Source organism: Pseudomonas sp. W2Aug9, from assembly GCF_023127755.1.
Lineage (GTDB): Bacteria > Pseudomonadota > Gammaproteobacteria > Pseudomonadales > Pseudomonadaceae > Aquipseudomonas > Aquipseudomonas synxantha_A.
On record NZ_SPKL01000010.1, the window covers coordinates 828211 to 847178 of the forward strand.

Annotated in this window: 19 protein-coding genes; 10 read left to right on the plus strand and 9 right to left on the minus strand. The window is 56.7% G+C overall.

Features of this window, described 5'->3' with window-relative positions; genetic code table 11:
* Window positions 1-361: 361 nt before the first annotated feature.
* Both E3O56_RS10730 and E3O56_RS10735 read right to left on the minus strand, forming a co-directional pair.
* Complete coding sequence (locus tag E3O56_RS10730) at window positions 362-844, minus strand: type II toxin-antitoxin system antitoxin SocA domain-containing protein (protein WP_103733548.1); 483 nt, start codon at window positions 842-844, stop codon at window positions 362-364.
* A gap of 1 nt (window position 845) precedes the next feature.
* Window positions 846-1835 carry a hypothetical protein gene (locus tag E3O56_RS10735; RefSeq protein ID WP_103733549.1) on the minus strand — a complete coding sequence of 330 codons (990 nt, stop codon included), beginning with the start codon at window positions 1833-1835 and terminating at the stop codon, window positions 846-848.
* Between the two features lie 238 nt (window positions 1836-2073).
* Here E3O56_RS10735 and E3O56_RS10740 point away from each other — a divergent pair, with 238 nt between their 5' ends.
* Both E3O56_RS10740 and E3O56_RS10745 read left to right on the plus strand, forming a co-directional pair.
* A complete protein-coding gene (locus E3O56_RS10740; RefSeq protein ID WP_248128200.1) occupies window positions 2074-2439 on the plus strand; it encodes a DUF6124 family protein in 366 nt (121 codons plus the stop codon).
* Between the two features lie 145 nt (window positions 2440-2584).
* Window positions 2585-2803: a hypothetical protein gene (locus tag E3O56_RS10745; RefSeq protein ID WP_248128201.1), complete on the plus strand. Its 219-nt coding sequence runs from the start codon at window positions 2585-2587 to the stop codon at window positions 2801-2803.
* Between the two features lie 676 nt (window positions 2804-3479).
* On the opposite strand, the gene E3O56_RS10750 is transcribed toward E3O56_RS10745, so the two are convergent.
* Window positions 3480-4667, minus strand: coding sequence for an MFS transporter (locus E3O56_RS10750; RefSeq protein ID WP_043047472.1), 1188 nt, complete (start codon window positions 4665-4667; stop codon window positions 3480-3482).
* Between the two features lie 482 nt (window positions 4668-5149).
* Here E3O56_RS10750 and mqo point away from each other — a divergent pair, with 482 nt between their 5' ends.
* Window positions 5150-6796 carry a malate dehydrogenase (quinone) gene (gene mqo, locus E3O56_RS10755; RefSeq protein ID WP_072434393.1) on the plus strand — a complete coding sequence of 549 codons (1647 nt, stop codon included), beginning with the start codon at window positions 5150-5152 and terminating at the stop codon, window positions 6794-6796.
* 60 nt (window positions 6797-6856) lie between these two features.
* Here mqo and E3O56_RS10760 read toward each other — a convergent pair whose 3' ends face one another.
* Window positions 6857-7705: a LysR family transcriptional regulator gene (locus tag E3O56_RS10760; protein ID WP_103733553.1), complete on the minus strand. Its 849-nt coding sequence runs from the start codon at window positions 7703-7705 to the stop codon at window positions 6857-6859.
* A 128-nt stretch (window positions 7706-7833) separates the two neighbouring features.
* On the opposite strand from E3O56_RS10760, the gene E3O56_RS10765 reads away from it, so the two are divergent.
* From E3O56_RS10765 to E3O56_RS10780, 4 genes are all read left to right on the plus strand, one after another.
* Window positions 7834-8829: a hypothetical protein gene (locus E3O56_RS10765; protein ID WP_103733554.1), complete on the plus strand. Its 996-nt coding sequence runs from the start codon at window positions 7834-7836 to the stop codon at window positions 8827-8829.
* A gap of 215 nt (window positions 8830-9044) precedes the next feature.
* Window positions 9045-9827 (plus strand): 2OG-Fe(II) oxygenase, encoded by a 783-nt coding sequence (locus E3O56_RS10770; protein WP_248128202.1) that lies wholly within the window; start codon window positions 9045-9047, stop codon window positions 9825-9827.
* Window positions 9824-10729: a DMT family transporter gene (locus E3O56_RS10775; protein WP_103733556.1), complete on the plus strand. Its 906-nt coding sequence runs from the start codon at window positions 9824-9826 to the stop codon at window positions 10727-10729. Before E3O56_RS10770 ends, E3O56_RS10775 begins: the two co-directional genes overlap by 4 nt.
* A 130-nt stretch (window positions 10730-10859) precedes the next feature.
* Window positions 10860-11189 carry a YXWGXW repeat-containing protein gene (locus E3O56_RS10780; protein WP_005786252.1) on the plus strand — a complete coding sequence of 110 codons (330 nt, stop codon included), beginning with the start codon at window positions 10860-10862 and terminating at the stop codon, window positions 11187-11189.
* 54 nt (window positions 11190-11243) lie between these two features.
* Here the strand turns inward: E3O56_RS10780 and E3O56_RS10785 are convergent, their stop codons facing one another.
* From E3O56_RS10785 to E3O56_RS10800, 4 genes are all read right to left on the minus strand, one after another.
* Entirely contained in the window at window positions 11244-11639 is a 396-nt protein-coding gene (locus E3O56_RS10785) for a type II toxin-antitoxin system VapC family toxin (protein WP_103733557.1), read from the minus strand.
* Window positions 11636-11893 carry an AbrB/MazE/SpoVT family DNA-binding domain-containing protein gene (locus tag E3O56_RS10790; RefSeq protein WP_078820648.1) on the minus strand — a complete coding sequence of 86 codons (258 nt, stop codon included), beginning with the start codon at window positions 11891-11893 and terminating at the stop codon, window positions 11636-11638. Before E3O56_RS10790 ends, E3O56_RS10785 begins: the two co-directional genes overlap by 4 nt.
* A gap of 170 nt (window positions 11894-12063) precedes the next feature.
* A complete protein-coding gene (ppnN, locus tag E3O56_RS10795; protein WP_032877195.1) occupies window positions 12064-13437 on the minus strand; it encodes a nucleotide 5'-monophosphate nucleosidase PpnN in 1374 nt (457 codons plus the stop codon).
* Between the two features lie 148 nt (window positions 13438-13585).
* Complete coding sequence (locus tag E3O56_RS10800) at window positions 13586-14410, minus strand: aspartyl/asparaginyl beta-hydroxylase domain-containing protein (protein ID WP_103733558.1); 825 nt, start codon at window positions 14408-14410, stop codon at window positions 13586-13588.
* 276 nt (window positions 14411-14686) lie between these two features.
* On the opposite strand from E3O56_RS10800, the gene fabV reads away from it, so the two are divergent.
* Together fabV and E3O56_RS10810 are read left to right on the plus strand one after the other, a co-directional pair.
* Window positions 14687-15880 carry an enoyl-ACP reductase FabV gene (fabV, locus tag E3O56_RS10805; protein ID WP_122733268.1) on the plus strand — a complete coding sequence of 398 codons (1194 nt, stop codon included), beginning with the start codon at window positions 14687-14689 and terminating at the stop codon, window positions 15878-15880.
* A 208-nt stretch (window positions 15881-16088) separates the two neighbouring features.
* Window positions 16089-16730 (plus strand): HAD family phosphatase, encoded by a 642-nt coding sequence (locus E3O56_RS10810; protein WP_248090857.1) that lies wholly within the window; start codon window positions 16089-16091, stop codon window positions 16728-16730.
* On the opposite strand, the gene E3O56_RS10815 is transcribed toward E3O56_RS10810, so the two are convergent.
* Complete coding sequence (locus tag E3O56_RS10815) at window positions 16708-17613, minus strand: LysR family transcriptional regulator (protein WP_032877192.1); 906 nt, start codon at window positions 17611-17613, stop codon at window positions 16708-16710. The two genes, E3O56_RS10810 and E3O56_RS10815, sit on opposite strands and share 23 nt — an antisense overlap.
* A gap of 102 nt (window positions 17614-17715) precedes the next feature.
* Between E3O56_RS10815 and E3O56_RS10820 the strand changes: the two genes are divergently transcribed.
* The gene (locus E3O56_RS10820) at window positions 17716-18885 is read left to right on the plus strand and encodes an aspartate aminotransferase family protein (RefSeq protein WP_248128203.1); all 1170 of its coding nucleotides are present in this window, start codon (window positions 17716-17718) and stop codon (window positions 18883-18885) included.
* Window positions 18886-18968 lie beyond the last annotated feature (83 nt).

The window sequence follows — 18968 nt, forward strand, 5'->3', positions numbered from 1 at the left end:
TCGAACGAGGGCGTTGCCGTGTGTGGGATACGCCAAGGATCTGCAGTCGATCCCCCCCGGCCAAAGTCAGTAGCCACTAAAGAGCACGTCATTTTCGTTTTGATGCTGACATGCTGGAGCGATTCAAGGCTTCTGGACGGGCTGGGAAACGTGGATGAACGCCGCTTTGGCCGATTGGCTCAATACGCATATACCAGATGAACTGACGGATTAGTCGTTAAAAATCATTCTTAAGAATAAGCCGCCGATTGAGACGGCTTTTTGTTGACTGGTGATTGGCTTTTTTCAGCGGCGGATAAATAAACCTGTCCCCGTTTGCCGTCCCCGTTTGCTATATCTCTAACGTCAATGTTGTTGTTTGTTAAGGGGCTTCTGTATTGTCCAAGTACTCTTTGTACTCCTCGGCTTTCTTTATAAGGTTGAGTGTATGAAATTTTTCACTTGAAATTACGGGGTACGTTGAAGCTACTAGTTTTACTAGGTCATTGTGTTTTTTGTTTTTTGTGGCTTCTATTACAAAGTCGAGTATTTTTATGGTTTCGGCGTCTAGATGATTTTTCTTTTCTTCAGTTGTTTCTAAGGTTGTTAGTTTTTTTCCGCGTTCAGTTAGTGTGGTGGTTATCTTTATGCTCTTTTCTTTTTCTGACTCTTTCAGTATTAACGAGTTGTAAGGGCCGTTAAGGTTAAAGAACCACTCTATGTTGGTAATTTGTTTTTTATTTGTTATTGATTCCTTCCAGTCGGCGAGATAGATTGTTTTTATTAGTCTTGAGAGTGATATTTTTTTGGATGGTTGGTGTTTTGCTATTATGTAATTAATTATTTCAATTAGAGTGTTTTTCATATTAGAACCCTGCCTTCTTGGCGATCTCGAGACTAACCATGTGCGGTCTAAGTGCGTCTAAAAGATTGGCGATTGTCCTTGATTCATTTTTTCCAAAATCTGCATCAATGGTTGCTATATTCGGTAGGTCGGTATTGGTAGACTCAAAAACTATGATCGCTACTGAGGCGCTTTTGCTGTTCTTAACTCGAACGCAATGTAATGAACGGCTTTTCATGCCTATAGCGCGCAGGGTAGTATCTGAGATTTTTCCGGCTTTTGCGTTTGCCGCTACCCAGTTTTCTATATTGATGAGTGGATCTGGAAGGCCAGTTACAGTGGCTTTCCCTAGTGTCCAAGCATGTCCAATTAAACCTGACTCCTTAGCATACATTTTTTTGGGGAACTCCGTGTGCTTCTCGTTATCGGAGTGTCTACCAACGCACCGGAAGTGGTCAAGTTCTAATACGTATAAGCTGATTCGCTCTGTTACGCCATATTTTAGTTTTCTATAGGTTGAGTAGATAAACTTGCTAAACAAATCGGTGCAATCAATTATTTTGCTGTCGTGCTGGCGTCGAAGGTTTTCTATTTCTTGTGTTAATCTTTTATTTTGTCGCTTTAAGATTATGTCACTCATGCTGTTTGAGCAAAGAATCCACGTTGCCATAACTATCGCAGACACAGCTAGAACGAGCGTGATGCTAGCTACGCTAAAGTTTTCGATGATTGCTGCTCTTGCTGGTGCTGGTGTTAGTCGACGTACAGATGCTTTTAAGTCGTCGTTTAGTGCTAGATAGCTAAATATAACTGAGCTTAAAATGGTTGGTATAAGATTGTATTTGCTTATTTGCAAAATCTTGTTGCTTATCGCTGTTCCTATTTTGTGTTTTGATCTGTTTAGGAGTCTGTTTATATGTACAAGCCATTTCTCTATGTTTTTATCTGCTTCAATATCCATAGGGGTTAGCAGAGGGCTTATTTTTATTTTGGGTTCCATGTCGATCGACATACATCAAATCCATTGAGGGTACATAGATCTAATGATATCAATTTGATATCTATAAATAAAGCCCAGAAATTTTTTAGCGCAGGCCCACTTTTCTAGGAGATTTCCCACACCTTTCTCGGCTTGCCCCTCAGGCCACCCATAGCTAACCTCCTCACGTCACTTCAAACCCAGTGGCCGGAGGTGGAAGTCCGTATTGCTAAGGCGTTTTTAACTCCCGTGAACATTTGGAGCTTCGCCCATGCACAACAACACACGCAGTTTCTCTCTTGATCAAACCGTATCGTCCGCCGATCCCAAGCTTCTAGCCGCAGCCCACCGAGCAATCCATCATCACTTGCCCCCATCCGACGACGCTGCGCCCGCAGAACACCCAAGCAACAACCTATTCCTCGTCAACCCAACCATCGACCCCGAAACCCTCCTGGCCAACGCCGCCGAAAACCTAGCAGCCGCCAACGAAATGGCCGCCACTTTGGCGTTCGACCTCGACGATTCCCAGCGCGCCATCGCCCTAGGCATTCAGCAGTTAATCGAGTTGAGCTCGCTGCTGGTTGACCGAGCCCAGGAGCAAGTTGCGCCTGTGACCGCCTCAGTTAAAGCCTGACAACCAACCCTGCCGCCTTACCCAAGGCGGCAACCTGAACTCATGCTGTCACCCAGCAAAGTTTCATAATTCCCTGCGCAGTTGAGGTCTACGATTGCCTGCAAGAGAGGACCCCAGCGCCTCCAGTCCATAGGGAACTGAAACCATGATCTCGAACCTCGTCAAAGTTGTGATGATCACCGGCACGTTGATGTTGAGTGCTTGTTCATCTTCATCGAGCGTGAGCAGTGACCCGTGCTTTTCAGGCGGATGCCAGGCGTTTGGGGACCACGGCCCCAGCAAAGCCGCCAAGATGAATTTTGGTGGCAGTGGGTTGGGGAGTAGTTATGGGGAGTATGGTTCGGGGTTGTTGCATGATGATTGATGGGGTGGTGGGGCGAGAGCGTTTTTCTTGCTTTGCCGCTTTTGCAAAGTGAGCAGCCGTTGGAGCGGAACGCTTAGTAGCCGTTGCCTGAATACGGATAGGTATGCGGTCTGATCCTGCATCCTTGTCGACTGTAAGGCCGCTTTCGCGAGCAAGCCCGCTCCCACAGTTGGAGCGTGGGGAGTCAGTGATATAAGCGTCGGCTGGCTGGTCTTCACGGGAACAAGCTCCCTCGCCACAGGTGCAGCGTCGTGCCGAAGTTGTGTAGATATTTATGCTGCGATGGCGGTGGGTCGGTTAACTCATCTGTCACTGATACACCGCTATCGCAGGCAAGCCAGCTCCCACATTGGCCATGTATTGCCCACAAAATCGGCGCCCGGCCCAGATCCCCGTGGGAGCGGGCTTGCTCGCGAAGGCGATGGGGCAGTTAATTCGTCTGTTACTGATATACCGCTATCGCAGGCAAGCCAGCTCCCACATTGGCCATGTATCGCCCACAAAATCAGCGCCCGGCCCAGATCCCTGTGGGAGCGGGCTTGCTCGCGAAGGCGGCGTGTCAGTCACTGGAATCTATGACTGAACCACTGCTTTCCCAGGCAAGCCAGCTCCACACATTGGGTCTTCGTTGTTTGGAGTATTGTTTTCGCCCAGATGATCGGTATTAGGCAAGCCGTTAGTGGCCGCCTTTCATACGCCGAGCGATCAGGTAGAGGCCCAGGCCGACCAGGGCTGTTGCGGCGCCGATGTAGCCGGTGCTGGTCCAGCCTAGACCGGCAGTAATGGCCATGCCGCCAAACCACGGGCCGAGCGCATTAGCCAGGTTGAACGCGGCATGGTTGGACGCTGCCGCCAGGCTTGGCGCTTCGTGGGCAATGTCCATCAGGCGAATCTGCAACGGTGCCGCCAATGCGACCATGGTGCCCACCAATCCCATGCTCAGCAGCACGCCCCACAGCGACGAGGCGGCGAAGGGGAAGAACAGCAGCACGGCCATCGACCACACCAATATCAAGCCTACGGCTCGAAACTGCATGCGATCAAACAGCTTGCCGCCGGCAATGTTGCCGATGATACCGCCGACGCCGAACGCGGCGAGGCCGAAGGGGATCCATTGCGGCGAGACCTTGGTCACTTCGAGCATGGTTGGCGCCAGGTAGCTGAATACGCAGAACATCCCGGCAAAGCCAATTGCACCGATGGACAGGGCCATCCAGACCTGGGGTTTGGTGAAGGCGCGCAGTTCCTTGCGCGGGTCGCTGCGTTGTTCGTCGTGGCGGTGGGGCACGAATTGCCAGACCAGGGCGATGGTGAGCAGGGCGATCACGCTGACCAGGGCGAACGCCGAGCGCCAGCCCAGGTGTTGGCCGAGGAAGGTGGCGATGGGGTTGCCGAGCAGCATGGCCAGGGTCAGGCCCATCATCACGCGGGCTACGGCGCCGGCGCGTTTGTCGGTGGGCACCATGCTGGAGGCGACCACGGCGGCGATGCCGAAGTAGGCGCCGTGGGGCAGGCCGCTGATAAAGCGGAAGGCCACCAGCGAGCCGAAGGTGGGGGTGAAGGCGGTGGCGAAGTTGCCCAGGGCGTACAGGCCCATCAGCAACAGCAGCATGTGTTTGCGCAGCAGCTTGGCGCCGAGGATGGCCAGCAGTGGGGCGCCGACCATCACGCCCAGGGCGTAGGCGCTGATGGCGTGGCCGACTTGCGGTTCGCTCAGGCCCAGGTTCTGGGCGATGTCGGGCATCAGGCCCATGATGGCGAATTCGCCGGTGCCGATCGCGAAGGCGCCTACGGCCATGGCCGCTTCCATTTTCGCGGCGCTGCGCGCGGGCAGTACATGCCCGGGTGTTTGCTGGGTAGTCATGGGTAACTCTGTGTGGAAGGTGTGCACGAAGGACAGCTGCCGATGCTACGCAGGCAACGGCGAAGGTGTCTAGAACCGCCATTTGCGTGAGAGTTCCGGGCCTGTGACCGCAGGTCGCGGCTGTCAGGCTTGACACCGGCGCATTAAAACCCGCGATTTAGGCCTGTCAATTGGCCAAACGGCGCATAAACGCTGTTTAGCGTGATATTCTGCGCGCCGTCTTGGTCTAGTCTTTCCCTGGTGCGTACACCCGTATACGTCCCAGCGGTTGGCTGTCGCCCAGGTAGCTGAAGCCAATAACGATAAGAAGTCAGCGCAGAAGGGACATAACAGTGAGGTCGATCCATCGGCCTTGTGTGCCCACCCTGCAGCCTTCATGTGAATGTGCAGACCCCGCGGTACGTTGCCTGACGTAGCGTGAACGAGGGTTACTCATGATCGGGGGCGGTAGGGCGGATGGCGTTTTATCATAGGTGCTACTGATGTTTAAAAAAGTAAACACTGCCCTGCTGGGGCTGGCTTTGTCGATGGGGATCACGTCCGTTCACGCGGAAGAGGCAAAGAAAGTCGATGTGCTGCTGATCGGCGGCGGCATCATGAGTGCGACCCTGGGTGTCTGGCTCAATGAGCTGGAACCGGACTGGTCGATGGAGATGGTCGAGCGCCTCGATGGCGTGGCCGAAGAAAGCTCCAACGGCTGGAACAACGCCGGTACCGGTCACTCGGCCCTGGCTGAGCTGAACTACACCCCGGAAGACAAGAACGGCAACGTTGAGATCCCGAAAGCGGTCGAGATCAACGAAGCGTTCCAGATTTCCCGTCAGTTCTGGTCCTGGCAGGTTCAGCAGGGCGTGTTGAAGAACCCGCGTTCGTTCATCAACTCCACACCGCACATGAGCTTTGTGTGGGGCGATGACAACATCAAGTTCCTGAAAAAGCGCTACGAAGCCCTGAAGGCCAGCCCGTTGTTCGCCGGCATGCAGTACTCCGAAGACCCGGCGCAGATCGCCAAGTGGGTTCCGCTGATGATGGAAGGGCGTGACCCGAGCCAGAAAATCGCGGCCACCTGGAGCCCGATCGGTACCGACGTGAACTTCGGCGAGATCACCCGCCAGTTCGTCGCTCACCTGCAAACCACGCCGAAGTTTGACTTGAAGCTGTCGAGCGAAGTGCAGGACATCACCCGCAACGACGACGGTTCGTGGCGTGTGAGCTACAAAAACCTCAAAGACGGCACCAAAACTGAAACCGACGCCAAGTTCGTGTTCATCGGCGCCGGCGGCGGTGCCTTGCACCTGCTGCAGAAGTCGGGCATTCCGGAAGCCAAGGAATACGCTGGCTTCCCGGTCGGTGGTTCGTTCCTGGTGACCGAGAACCCGACAATCGCCGAGCAGCACCTGGCCAAGGCCTACGGTAAAGCCTCGGTCGGTTCGCCACCGATGTCGGTTCCGCACCTGGATACCCGCGTGCTGGATGGCAAGCGCGTGATCCTGTTTGGCCCATTCGCAACCTTCTCGACCAAGTTCCTGAAAGAAGGCTCGTACCTGGACCTGCTGACCAGCACCACCACCCACAACATCTGGCCCATGACCAAAGTCGGTATTCGTGAATACCCACTGGTCGAGTATCTCGCCGGCCAACTGATGCTGTCGGACGACGACCGCTTCAAGGCGCTGCAAGAGTACTTCCCGAACGCCAAGCAGTCCGACTGGCGCCTGTGGCAAGCCGGCCAGCGCGTGCAGATCATCAAGCGTGACGAAGAGCAGGGCGGCGTGCTGAAACTCGGTACCGAAGTGGTCAGCTCTGCCGACAACTCCATTGCCGGCCTGTTGGGTGCATCGCCAGGCGCGTCCACCGCGGCTCCGATCATGCTGACCGTGCTGCAAAAAGTCTTCAAGGACAAGGTAGCAAGCCCGGCCTGGCAGGAAAAACTGCACCAGATCGTGCCAAGCTACGGCACCAAGCTGAACGACAGCCCTGAAGCTGTTGCCAAGGAATGGGCCTACACCGCCGGTGTGCTGCAACTGACACCACCGCCAGCTATCCCGCAACTGGCGGCTCCACAGGCTACCGAGGCTGCCAAGCCTGCAGCTGAGCCAAGCAAGCCGGCGTCTGACCTGGCGCTGTAAGCAACACCCACGAAAAAGCCCGCTGAACCGGTGACGGTCAGCGGGCTTTTTTGTGGGCATTCAGAGGGTGAATCCCTTCTTGAGTTGCTCATGCAGATGAAGCGCCAGATGGTTTGCGCTATCGGACAACAAGTAGATGTGGTGGCGCGGCAATTCAGGCAGTTGAACGCCGGGGATATTTTGGGTCAGCCCAGCGGTTATTCGGCTTTCTTCAATCAGGCCAACGGCCAATCCGCAGATCACGGCGGTTTCTACCGCAGTAGAACTGGCACTTTCCAGCAGGACTCGATAGTAGGCGCCATGCTCTTTCAACGCCCGTATCGCCGAGGCTCGATAGGGGCATCCGGTTAATTGCACGGCGATAGGTAGCGGCGCCTGTTCCGGTGTTTTGAATTGGTCGGAAACAACCCATACAGGCTGTATCGAACCCAACTGTTCTCCCTGCTCCAAGGGCTGAGCACTGACGACCAATGCCAAATCAATCTGTTCCCGGCTGAACATGGTGAACAGTTCGCCACTGGATCTGGCTTCTATTTCCAACTCAAGCAAGGGATTGTCAGCGATAAGCTGCGGCAGGAAATCGCGCATGAAAGCCGGCGCATAAGAATCGGGAAGCCCCAGGCGAATCCTTCCTTGCATGCGCTGGGGGGTTAAGGAGGCCAGTAAGCGGTCGTGGCTCTTGAGAAAGTCGGTGGTTTCGCTGAGTAGTTTCTTGCCATACATCGTCAGCTCAACACCTTGGTTACTCCGGCTGAACAGGCGTTGGCCGACTAAGTCTTCCAGCTTTTGAATCTGCGTCGTAACGGTCGAAGCGCTCCGATGCACATGGCTCGCTGCTTCATTGAAGCGACGGAAGCGGGCGACCGCATGGAAGGTTCGCAGCAGATCGATATTGAGTTGCTTGCTCATGATTCTTCTTTTGAGGATTAGTGGTGCAGGTTATTCAAATATACAAAATCATGCATGCTGATTAGGCTTTGGGTCAAACAGGTTCGTATGTGCTTTCGCGCCTGACAATAAGAAAAAGGAGCCCATATATGGATATCAATGAGTTGGTAGCGTCATCGCTGAAAAACAACCACGGTTATGACGTCCAGATCTGGACGATTGAAAATGCCGAAAAGTACGCATCGACATCTACCGATCTCAAGGATCGAGATCGACAGGTCAGTGAAGAAATCCTTGGTTTGATGACCTCGTTGAATTTGGAGGGTGTGAACCGAGTTGACCTCTGTGCGGCACCCTGCGGCAATGGAGCATTAAGTGAGATTTTACGCGCCGTGGCGGATGATTTGGTCGGTCTGGTAGGTCAAGACCGTTTGCATTACGTCGAATTGGGACCAGAGCCGATCAAGACGTCCGTGCTGCTTCATCATCTGCTTGAGAACGGGGTGGGAGCTGTACATTACACGGCGGTTGATATCAACCGGGCCTCACATGACGTAATGCGTCGAGCGGTGGAACCACTGCTGGCAGCGCCTGAGAACTTTCGTTATTTGGCCACTGATTTCCGCGCGTTGTGCCGGGACGATATTGAATGTGGGCAGGACGTGACATTAGTCACGATGCTGGGGTTTCAGGAGGGAAATGAACTGCCTGAAACGATCGGCCAAATCATTCGCAAAATAGGTGGGACACGGACCTATGTCTTGTCAGAAATGCAGCTGTCCATCCCGGATGATGATGCGCATATTCATCGCTTTTATCGGCATCACTGCATGACTCGCTTTTCTGAGCTGGTGGGTTTGAAGCTCGGTTTTGACAAGGTCGGCAGCAATCATGAAGTCATCGTTTCAGACATTGAAGTCGATGATGATCGGTATCGCGTGGCGGCAACCTTGCTTCCTGTTCTCAGCGGTAAAGATGAAGGTTATTTGTTGACCAATGTGTGCTTGAAGTACACCCGCGAGCAATTTAGCCGCGTGCGTCAGGATTACGGTGGATGTCGCGTCATTGGTGAGTATTGCAGCGGTGACGGCAGCGTTCTCTACCAGTTATCGGAGTACCGAATGGATCACGGTATAGCCAATTGAGAGAGGAAGTCACGATGAAACAGCAAAGTGAGCTACCCGTATTCGCACAAGGGGCTGCACGCCTGAAGTCAGCCCTGCAAGCATCACTGGTTCCCGCATCCCGATGTAAGCATCCCGGGGCCCTGCTCGACACGTTGCAACACTGGAGTGACAGTTATTTGTGCAGTGATGGCCCATGCCTCACAGGTCATCGCAGCTTAGCGAACCTGGGGTACATGAGGTCGCCACTAGTAATTGCCCAGCCCGAGCAGTTGACGGCAGTGGCTCAGGTCTCGGGGCTGTTCAATGAGCAGGGCATCGCCGAGTTGAGGCGAGCGTGTTATCAGTTGGAGGCGGGGTCCAGCACCAGCGACTGGATTATCTCTAACCGTACCCGTGCGGCAACGCGGTCATCGACACTTATCCGGGAGATGATGGACAGTCGGGCGTTCCTGCTGGCGGTGTCAAAAATTGCAGGTGTGCCGCTGGTTCCGCACCCTTTCTTGCGCGCCCGTTCCCAGGTCAATTACTTCTACCCGCCCCAGGCTCAGCACGATAGGGCACAGATCGGTATGTGGCATACCGATGGAACCAGCTTTGTGCTGAACATAGTGCTGTCTGAGCCCAGCGAGTATGAAGGTGGAGAGTTCGTTTATTTTGAGGGCCCTGTGGAGCGCTTTGATGTCGCAAGCCTCAATGACAACGTGCGAAGCTGTGGTGTGAAAGCCAGTGGCGATGCGGTGTATATCTACGGCAGTCGAGTGTTTCATGGCGTGCGCCCACTCACTCAAGGCCGGCGCATGTCGTTGGTGTTGTCGTTTCACTGTCCTTACAGTCAGGCGGATGTCAATAAGTTCTGGCACTTGGCATCCGACGATGGCGTGCTGCGTACCATCAAGCCGTGGTTCCAGCTCAAGCGTGACCTGGTGCGATCCGCCAGCGAGCAATATCGGCGTTTGGGGATTGACCCCATCACGTTTGGCGAACTCGTGCCGTTGCAGTTGCAGGGGGCACGATGACGGCTCGTATCGGCTACACGCGGTTGTTACTGCTTCAGGTCGTCTTTGTCCTATCCTGGAGTTCCGGCTTTATAGGTGCCAAGTTAGGCGCGCAGAGTGCTGGAGCCTTCAACCTTTTGTTCTGGCGTTTTTTGTTGGTTTCGTTATGCCTGGCAGTGTTTTTGAACAGACGGTTGCTGAGGGTTTCCTGGCAGCAGATTCGTCATCACGCAGTTGTCGGGTTCCTGTCGCAGTTCCTATATTTGAGTTGCCTCTACGTGGCGATCCAGAACGGTCTACCGCCCGGGATCGCGGCGATCATTGCGGCGTTACAGCCGTTGATGACAGCGGCATTGTCGACAGGCATGGCGTCCGAGCGCAGTGGCGGCTGGCAGTGGTTGGGGTTGATGATCGGCTTTGTCGGTGTGTCGATTGTGATTGCCGGGCAGTATGGTGGTGGCGGGCAGGGTGTCGGGTTGGTCATGTATCTCTTGCCTCTGGTGTCGGCACTTGGGCTGACACTGGCGACCTTGTACGAGCGTCGTTCGGTGCAGACCCAGGACAGCGGGTTGGTATTGCCGCTGTTTATCCAGTCGCTGTTGACCTTGATAGGTTTTACCGCGGCCGTGATCTACACCGACACCCTGAGTATTCCCCATGACACCAACGTACTGATTTCGATTGTGTGGCTGACGGTGTTCTCCACCTTCCTCGCCTATTTGAGCCTGTGGATGCTGCTACGGGTGATGACGGCCACCCATGTGGCGGCGCTGGTGTACCTGGAGCCGCCGGTGACGTTGGTGTGGGCGGCGTTGATGTTTGGCGATGTGATCCACGCATCGACCTACGCGGGTATTGCCGTGGTCGTGGCGGGGTTGGTGCTGGTGCGCCTGAAGCGACCGACTGTCGCCTGTACTTACTGAGGCTGGCAGGTTCAGCAACCCGACAGACACCGCCTGTTAAAAAGTACCCAGGGCCAAGCAGGAGCGTGGCTGAAACAAGGGGGGATTTTTACCAGTGCAGGTGTTGGGCGTTCGCGCCCGAGGGTTTTGTATGTTGCTACGTTATGCAGCATTGGCCGCCATGGTGGTCGCCGCTTCCGGGTGTGTGCAGGAGCGTGTTGTGCATGAGCGCAGGCCGGTACAACACGAGTACGTTGATGTGGTGGCGCCGCAACCGCCGCCGGTGCAGGTGATCGAAGTGGAGCCTGCGGTGCGCGAAGGTTATATCTGGTCACGCGGTTATTGGCGTTGGGAAGGCGGGCGTTATGTGGCAGTGCATGGCCATTGGGAACCAGTGCGTCAGGGCTATCGTTATGTACACCCGCACTGGGTGCAGCGTAATGATGGCTACCACTGGCAGATCGGCGGCTGGGTTCGCTGACCCAACGCTTTCTCCCATTGGAGCGAGCTTGCTCGCTCCTACAAAAAAGCCGGCCTAGCCGATCCGTTTCATCCCCGCTGCCTTGGCCGCGTTCAGATCAAACGTTGCGGTGTACTCGCAACCGGCCGCGTGGCCACAGCGTTCGATCAGGCAGTCGGCAAAGTCCGCTTTGCTTGCGGTGAACCTGCGCAGGGCCTGCCAGATGATATCGGCGTGCTCGACGGTCAGTTCCCGTGTGTACAGCAAGGTTTCCAGCACCGTCACCACGTCGCTTTTGGTCGACTGGTAGCAGGACTGCAACACCCACACCAGCTCCGTAAGCGTCACCAGGCTGACAAAACCGGGTGAGGCGGCGGTGAGCGATTCGATCAGTTGGGATGCTTTAGCTGATTGAACCGGGTCGTCCTGGGTCACATAACGCACCAGCACGTTGGTATCCAGGCCGATCATCCAGCGGTTGCTCCCTGGGCCGCGATGGCTCGGTTCATGTCTTCGATAGACACGGTGTGAGCGGGTTTGCGGATCAACCCCTTGAGGTCCTTGACGGTTTTGCTGGCGGCGATCATGGAAAACTTGCCGTCTTCCAATTCGACGAATTCCACCCGGTCGCCTGTTTCCAGGCCCAGGGCTGTCCTGACCTGGACAGGGATGGTGATTTGCCCTTTTGAAGTGAGCGTGGCGGTAGCCATAGTGAAGATCTCCATCGTGATATTCCTTACCTTAGGGTAAGGAATGACAGAGGACAATATCCGTTGGTCCATAGGTCGCTCGCAGGTGTGAGTCAGTCGGTAGTAAAACCCTAGTCCGAATGCTCGATCCTCACACCGTTGGCTACGCCCCAAACAGATACAAACTATGACCTACCGCCGCTACCTCACTGCACCACGCGATAGCACGGCACATACGCCGCGCCGCCCGGCAGTTTCATGCGGTGCTGGGCCACGAACGCCTTCAATAATTCATCCAGCGGTTTCATGATCGCCGGGTCGCCGTGGATCTCATACGGGCCGTTCTCTTCGATCAGGCGGATGCCCTTGTCCTTGACGTTACCCGCCACAATCCCCGAGAACGCCCGGCGCAGGTTGGCTGCCAGTTCATGGGGCGGCAGCGCGTGGCTCAGTTGCAGGCTGGCCATGTTTTCGTGGGTAGGATCGAACGGGCGCTGGAAGCCTTCGTCGATCTTCAGCAGCCAGTTGAAGTGAAACGCGTCGTTACGCTCGCGGCGGAACTGCTTCACTGCCTTGAGGCCGGCCGTCATCTGGCGCGCCACTTCGGCGGGGTCGTCGATGATGATCTGGTAATGCTGCTGCGCCGCTTCGCCGAGGGTGGCGCCGACGAACGCGTGCAGCTGTTCCAGGTAAGGCGCGGCGTGTTTGGGCCCGGTCAACACCACCGGGAACGGCACGTCGCGGTTGTCGGGGTGCATCAGGATGCCCAGCAGGTACAAAAACTCTTCTGCCGTGCCGGCACCGCCGGGGAAGATGATGATGCCGTGGCCGACGCGCACGAAGGCTTCCAGGCGTTTTTCGATGTCCGGCAAAATCACCAGCTCATTGACGATGGGGTTCGGTGCTTCGGCGGCGATGATCCCAGGCTCGGTCAGGCCCAGGTAACGCCCGCCGGTGATGCGTTGCTTGGCGTGGGAAATGGTCGCGCCCTTCATCGGGCCTTTCATTACGCCGGGGCCGCAGCCGGTGCACACATCGAGGCTGCGCAGGCCCAGTTCGTGCCCGACTTTCTTGGTGTATTTGTATTCTTCGGTGTTGATCGAGTGGCCGCCCCAACACACCACGATCTTGGGCTCCACACCCGGGCGCAGCGTGCGGGCGTTGCGCAGCAGATGGAACACGTAGTCGGTGATGCCTTGGGAGTTGCTCAGGTCGATGCGCTGGCTGTCCAGCTCGTTCTCGGTGTAGACGATGTCACGCAAGGCGCTGAACAGCATCTCGCGGGTGCTGGCGATCATCTCGCCATCGACAAAGGCATCGGCCGGGGCGTTGAGCAGTTCCAGGCGCACGCCGCGGTCCTGCTGGTGAATACGCACTTCAAAGTCTTTGTAGGCGTCGAGGATGGTCTTGGCGTTGTCGATATGCGCGCCGGTGTTGAGGATGGCCAAGGCGCATTGGCGGAACAGGGTGTAGATGCTGCCGGTGCCGGCTTCACTCAGTTGCTGCACTTCACGTTGGGACAGGGTTTCGAGGCTGCCCTTGGGGCTGACGGAGGCATTGATGACTTGACGTTGGAGCATTCTGATTCCTTGAAAGCACAGCCACCGCGCCCGTTTCGGGGCGATGGCTTGAGAATGGTGAGCGCCAATTAAGGTCGCACGAGACGGTTATTTACCTCAGGCGCGAGGCCCAGCGCAAATACCGTCCAGCACCATCATGCCGCAGAACTTACTGAATCAGCTTCCAGTTTTTGTAGAAAACTCGACGCAGGGTAAAGACCAGCCCGGCAAAGCCTGCGATCACGGCGTTGAGCACTGACGGCAGCAAGGTCGGGCGCACGATGTCGATGAACAGGCAGTAGCGCTTGGCGTCGTTTTTGTTGAAGGACGCATGCATCAGGGTGTCATCGAAGATGAACAGCGGGTCGTCGTGCCAGTAGTGCTTGTGCTTGCCTACCTGGATATACACGCCTTCGTGGTGGGGCGCCGGGGCCATGTTGTAGAGCACGCGGAACATCATGCGCAGGGGGCCGAAGTGAAAGGACGTGGAACGGTTCTCGTTGAATACCGAGACACCGATGGTCTTCACGAATGGCAATTTCTTGCGCAGTTGCGGGATATCCAGCGTGGTCTCGATGGGGCGGCCGTACCACTGGAAAAACAACATGCCGCGTTTCTTCTCGGCCATGCGTTCGTCCAGGTAACCGATGATTTCATCCTTGCGGGCCATGGCGTCGTCGATCACCTGTTGCAGGTCTTCGCGCCAGGCCGGTGGCAGGTCTTGCATCGTATAGACATGGCGGTTGCGGCTGCTCAGCAGATCGAGCAGGGTGTTGAACGGTGCCAGCACCCAGGTATTGCGACCGTTGCCGATGAAGTATTTCTTGATGGTGTCGCGGTCGTAGAGGCCGTTACGCAGGAAGTCATAAACGCCGCAGCACACCACCAACAGCAGAAACACCAGGCAACTGCGCGGGAAACAATAGATCAACAGCAGAACGCCGAGAACCCACGCCAGGGACACCAGCTTTTTGCCGACAGCATTTTTGCTCATGAAACGAGGCTCCAGGGCCGAAACATATTGAAACAATATCGTCATCATAGGGGTTTCTGGCGCCGGCAGGCGTTTTTAAATAGGGTGAAATTGTGAAGCCGCTGCACAATTTGTAACCGTTGCCGTGCAGGCTTCGACGTTTTGTGGATTGAATTTTGAGAACAGAAGATTTGCGACTATCGTGACGCTTCAGTTTTTTGGACGTCATAGACCGGTACGATTGAAGTTGAATGGCCACCATTGGCCTTCGGCACCTTGGAAGAGGCAGAAATTTTTATGATCATCAAACCGCGGGTTCGTGGCTTTATCTGTGTGACCGCCCACCCTGTTGGCTGTGAAGCGAACGTCAAAGAGCAGATCGACTACGTAACCAAGAATGGCGTCATCGAAGGCGGCCCCAAGAAGGTGCTGGTCCTCGGCGCCTCCACCGGTTACGGCCTGGCCGCGCGCATCAGTGCCGCGTTTGGCTGCGGCGCCGACACCCTGGGCGTGTTTTTTGAGAAAGAAGGCGAAGAAGGCAAGCTGAGCTCCGCCGGCTGGTACAACAGCGCGGCATTCGAGAAGTTTGCCGTGGAAAAAGGCCTGTACGCCAAGAGTATCAACGGCGACGCGTTTTCCGACGAGATCAAGCGCCTGACCATCGAGACCATCAAGAAAGACCTGGGCAAGATCGACCTGGTGGTCTACAGCCTGGCCGCGCCACGCCGTACCGACCCGCAAGGCGTGGTGCACAACTCCACCCTCAAGCCAATCGGCAAGGCCGTGACCCTGCGCGGTATCAACACCGACAAGGGCGTAGTGGTAGACACCACTCTTGAGCCTGCAACCCAGGAAGAAATCGACGGCACCGTGAAGGTCATGGGCGGCGAAGACTGGCAGCTGTGGATCGATGCCCTGCGTGACGCCGATGTGTTGGCCGAAGGCGCCAAGACCACCGCCTTCACCTACCTCGGTGAGAAGCTGACCCAGGACATCTACTGGAACGGCTCCATCGGCGAAGCCAAGAAAGACCTGGACAAGAAAGTCCTGACCCTGCGCGAAAACCTGGCGGCGCTCAAGGGCGACGCCCGCGTGTCTGTGCTCAAGGCCGTGGTGACCCAGGCCAGCTCGGCGATCCCGATCATGCCGCTGTACCTGTCGTTGCTGTTCAAGGTGATGAAAGAGCAGGGCACCCACGAAGGCTGCATCGAGCAAGTCTACGGCCTGTTCAAGGACAGCCTGTACGGTAAAGAACCTAAGCTCGACGCCGATGGCCGCCTGCGCGCCGACCTGGCCGAGCTGGAACCGAAGGTCCAGGACGCCGTGGCTGCGTTGTGGAACCAGGTTACCGACGACAACGTCAATGAGATCAGCGACTTTGCCGGCTACAAGGCCGAGTTCCTGCGCTTGTTCGGCTTTGAAGTTGACGGCGTGGATTACGACGCGGATGTGAACCCGACCGTCAAAATCAACGGCCTGATCCAAGCTTAAGGTCTGATCTAGACCAAAATGTGGGAGGGGGCTTGATGGCGGTGTATCAGTCACTATCTTCAGTGGCTGACACCCTGCTATCGGGAGCAAGCCCCCTCCCACAGTTGATCCGAGTTTTTTCAGACACTTCTTACGCCCCGACGCGCGCCTCTCTCTTCCAGATCTGCCAGACTCCAGCTGCTATCAAGCCACGCCAACGGAGGATCTGATGACGATTCGTGCAGTAGTTTTTGATTTCGGCGGTGTCCTGTTCGACTGGAGCCCGCAGCACCTGTACCGCAAGCTGATCGCCGATGAGGCAGAGCGGCAGTGGTTCCTCGATAACATCTGCACCCAGGCCTGGAACACCGAGCAAGATGCCGGTCGTACCCTGGCCGAAGCCACCCGCACCCTGATTGACCTGCATCCCGATCACGAACCCTTGATCCAGGCTTACTACGAGCGCTGGCACGAGATGCTGCGCGGTGAGTTAGCCGACGGCGTGGCGATTCTCAAGGCGTTGCACAAAGCCGATATGCCATTGTTCGGGCTTACTAACTGGTCGGCGGAGACCTTCCCCTACGCCCGGGCCCACTATCCGTTCCTGCAACTCTTTCGAAACATCGTCGTGTCCGGCGAGTTGGAATTGATCAAGCCTGATCCGGCGATCTACCACGCCAGCCTTGATCAGATCCGCGCTCACCTGCCGGACATAAAACCGCGTGAAGTGGTGTTTATTGACGATGTCGCCGGCAACACCGAGGCCGCTATCGCCTTGGGTTGGCAGGGCATTCATCATGTATCTGCCGAGCGTACCGCTGCGCGTTTGCGGGCGTTGGGCGTGGCCTTTAATGTGCCCACTTTTCCATGACGAAATCGACGAATGCCCGCAGCTTGGGCAGGCGGTAACGGTCATGGCGATACAGCAGGTGCATCGGGCGGCTGGGCAATTTATACGTGGTTAACAGGGCCACCAGCTTGCCGCTCTCCAGGTCCGGTTGCACCAAGGCGTCGGCCAGCATCGTGATGCCCATGCCGTTGACGGCCGCCTGGCGCAAGCCTTGCGAGCTGTTGATGGTCAATGACCCCGCCACCGGAACCTCCACCTCGCTGCCATCCTCGCTCATGCGCCACAGTTTGTCGGTGTCACGCCAGTTGTCGTTCGCAGGGTAGGCGAATGCCAGGCAGTCATGTTGTTGCAGGTCCTGCGGGGTCTGCGGCGTGCCGCGTCGCGCCAGGTAGGCAGGCGATGCGCAGAGGGTGAGCGTATAGGGCTGCATAGGCCGGGCGATCAGGCTGGAGGTCCCCAGTTCACCGAGACGGATCGCTACGTCGAAGCCACTGTCGACCAGGTCCATGCGTTCATTGCCCAGCACCACGTACAGGTCGATAAGCGGGTAGCGCTGGGAAAACTCGCTCAAGGCCGGCACCAGGCGTTCGGTGCCGAACACGGGAGGCGCGGTGATACGCAGGCTGCCTTTAGGGGCTTCGCTGTGGATCTGCTCGGCCAGCAGTTCGGAGTCCGCCACCAGCCCCAGCACTTCCAGGCAGCGCTGATAGTATTGCCCGCCAAATTCGGTCAGGTTCTGTTTACGCGTGGTGCGTTTGAGCAAGCTCACGCCCAACCGTTGCTCCAGCGCCCGCAGATGGTTGCCCACCATGGTGGTCGACATCCCGCATTCTTGCGCGGCGGCAGTCATGCTGCCGGTTTCGACCACTTTCACGTACACCGACATTGCCTGGAACAGATCCATTATCAAGCCCTGGTTTAAAGTCATTGCAGATATTCGCAGTTTATCCAGCGCAGGTGGTTAACGATACTTCCATCACCGCAACGATGCACTGGAGCCGCAACCATGACCGCCGCCTGCCTGATGAGCACCTACCAACCCTTGGCCCTGAGCTTCACCCGTGGCCTGGGCACGCGCCTCTGGGACCAGCAGGGCCGCGAATACCTGGACGCTGTCGCCGGCGTGGCGGTGACCAATGTCGGCCATTCCCACCCCAGGCTGGTGGCAGCTATCAGCGAACAAGCCGGTTTGCTGCTGCACACGTCCAACCTCTACAGCATCGACTGGCAACAACGTCTGGCCCAACGCCTGGCGCAGCTGTCCGGGCTCGATCGCGCGTTCTTCAACAACTCCGGCGCCGAGGCCAACGAGACAGCGCTGAAACTGGCGCGCTTGCATGGCTGGAAAAAAGGCATTGAACAACCGTTGGTGGTGGTGATGGAGAACGCCTTTCACGGCCGCACGCTGGGCACCATGGCCGCCAGCGACGGGCCGTCGGTGCGCCTGGGCTTTCAGCGCCTGCCGGGGGATTTCATCAAGGTAGGCTTTGGCGATATGCAGGCTTTGGAGGTGATCACTGCGCAGTTCGGCACGCGCATCGCAGCTGTGCTGCTTGAGCCGATCCAGGGTGAAAGTGGTGTGGTGGTGGCGCCAGTGGGTTATCTCAAAGCCTTGCGCGACCACTGCACGCGCCACGGCTGGCTGATGATGCTCGACGAAATCCAGACCGGCATCGGGCGCACCGGCACCTGGTTTGCCTTCCAGCACGAAGGCATCGTGCCAGACGTGATGACGCTGGCCAAAGGCCTGGGCAATGGCGTGCCCATCGGCGCCTGCCTGGCCCGCGCCGCCGTCGCCGAGCTGTTCACCCCAGGCAGTCATGGCAGCACCTTTGGTGGCAACCCGCTGGCGTGCCGTGTCGGTTGCACCGTGCTGGATATCATTCATGAGCAAGGCTTGTTGCAAAACGCCGCATACCAGGGCGAACACTTGCTGGCGCGCTTGCGCATGGAGCTGGATGGGCACCCGCACGTCCGGGCAATTCGTGGCAAAGGCTTGATGATCGGGATTGAGCTGGCCAGCCCTTATCGCGACCTGGCCCAACGTGCCGCCCAGGAGCACGGGCTGCTGATCAACGTCACACGGGGCAAGATCATTCGCCTGTTGCCGCCGCTGACGTTGGATGCCAAGGAAGCCGAGATGATCGTACGGACCATCACCCGATTGCTGGATTGAAAACGCAATCAAAGTGTGGGAGGGGGGGCTTGCTCCCGATAGCAGTGTGTCAGCCACTGGAGATATTGACTGATACACCGCTA

What these genes read in the sequence shown, in the direction of transcription:
- fabV (WP_122733268.1), top strand. Translation starts at nt 14,687, where the DNA reads ATGATCATCAAACCGCGGGTTCGTGGCTTTATCTGTGTGACCGCCCAC.
- E3O56_RS10745 (WP_248128201.1), top strand. Translation starts at nt 2,585, where the DNA reads ATGATCTCGAACCTCGTCAAAGTTGTGATGATCACCGGCACGTTGATG.
- E3O56_RS10730 (WP_103733548.1), bottom strand. Translation starts at nt 844, where the DNA reads ATGAAAAACACTCTAATTGAAATAATTAATTACATAATAGCAAAACAC.
- E3O56_RS10740 (WP_248128200.1), top strand. Translation starts at nt 2,074, where the DNA reads ATGCACAACAACACACGCAGTTTCTCTCTTGATCAAACCGTATCGTCC.
- E3O56_RS10780 (WP_005786252.1), top strand. Translation starts at nt 10,860, where the DNA reads ATGTTGCTACGTTATGCAGCATTGGCCGCCATGGTGGTCGCCGCTTCC.
- E3O56_RS10820 (WP_248128203.1), top strand. Translation starts at nt 17,716, where the DNA reads ATGACCGCCGCCTGCCTGATGAGCACCTACCAACCCTTGGCCCTGAGC.
- E3O56_RS10790 (WP_078820648.1), bottom strand. Translation starts at nt 11,893, where the DNA reads ATGGAGATCTTCACTATGGCTACCGCCACGCTCACTTCAAAAGGGCAA.
- E3O56_RS10750 (WP_043047472.1), bottom strand. Translation starts at nt 4,667, where the DNA reads ATGACTACCCAGCAAACACCCGGGCATGTACTGCCCGCGCGCAGCGCC.
- E3O56_RS10770 (WP_248128202.1), top strand. Translation starts at nt 9,045, where the DNA reads ATGAGGTCGCCACTAGTAATTGCCCAGCCCGAGCAGTTGACGGCAGTG.
- mqo (WP_072434393.1), top strand. Translation starts at nt 5,150, where the DNA reads ATGTTTAAAAAAGTAAACACTGCCCTGCTGGGGCTGGCTTTGTCGATG.
- ppnN (WP_032877195.1), bottom strand. Translation starts at nt 13,437, where the DNA reads ATGCTCCAACGTCAAGTCATCAATGCCTCCGTCAGCCCCAAGGGCAGC.
- E3O56_RS10775 (WP_103733556.1), top strand. Translation starts at nt 9,824, where the DNA reads ATGACGGCTCGTATCGGCTACACGCGGTTGTTACTGCTTCAGGTCGTC.
- E3O56_RS10735 (WP_103733549.1), bottom strand. Translation starts at nt 1,835, where the DNA reads ATGTCGATCGACATGGAACCCAAAATAAAAATAAGCCCTCTGCTAACC.
- E3O56_RS10760 (WP_103733553.1), bottom strand. Translation starts at nt 7,705, where the DNA reads ATGAGCAAGCAACTCAATATCGATCTGCTGCGAACCTTCCATGCGGTC.
- E3O56_RS10815 (WP_032877192.1), bottom strand. Translation starts at nt 17,613, where the DNA reads ATGGATCTGTTCCAGGCAATGTCGGTGTACGTGAAAGTGGTCGAAACC.
- E3O56_RS10765 (WP_103733554.1), top strand. Translation starts at nt 7,834, where the DNA reads ATGGATATCAATGAGTTGGTAGCGTCATCGCTGAAAAACAACCACGGT.
- E3O56_RS10785 (WP_103733557.1), bottom strand. Translation starts at nt 11,639, where the DNA reads ATGATCGGCCTGGATACCAACGTGCTGGTGCGTTATGTGACCCAGGAC.
- E3O56_RS10810 (WP_248090857.1), top strand. Translation starts at nt 16,089, where the DNA reads ATGACGATTCGTGCAGTAGTTTTTGATTTCGGCGGTGTCCTGTTCGAC.
- E3O56_RS10800 (WP_103733558.1), bottom strand. Translation starts at nt 14,410, where the DNA reads ATGAGCAAAAATGCTGTCGGCAAAAAGCTGGTGTCCCTGGCGTGGGTT.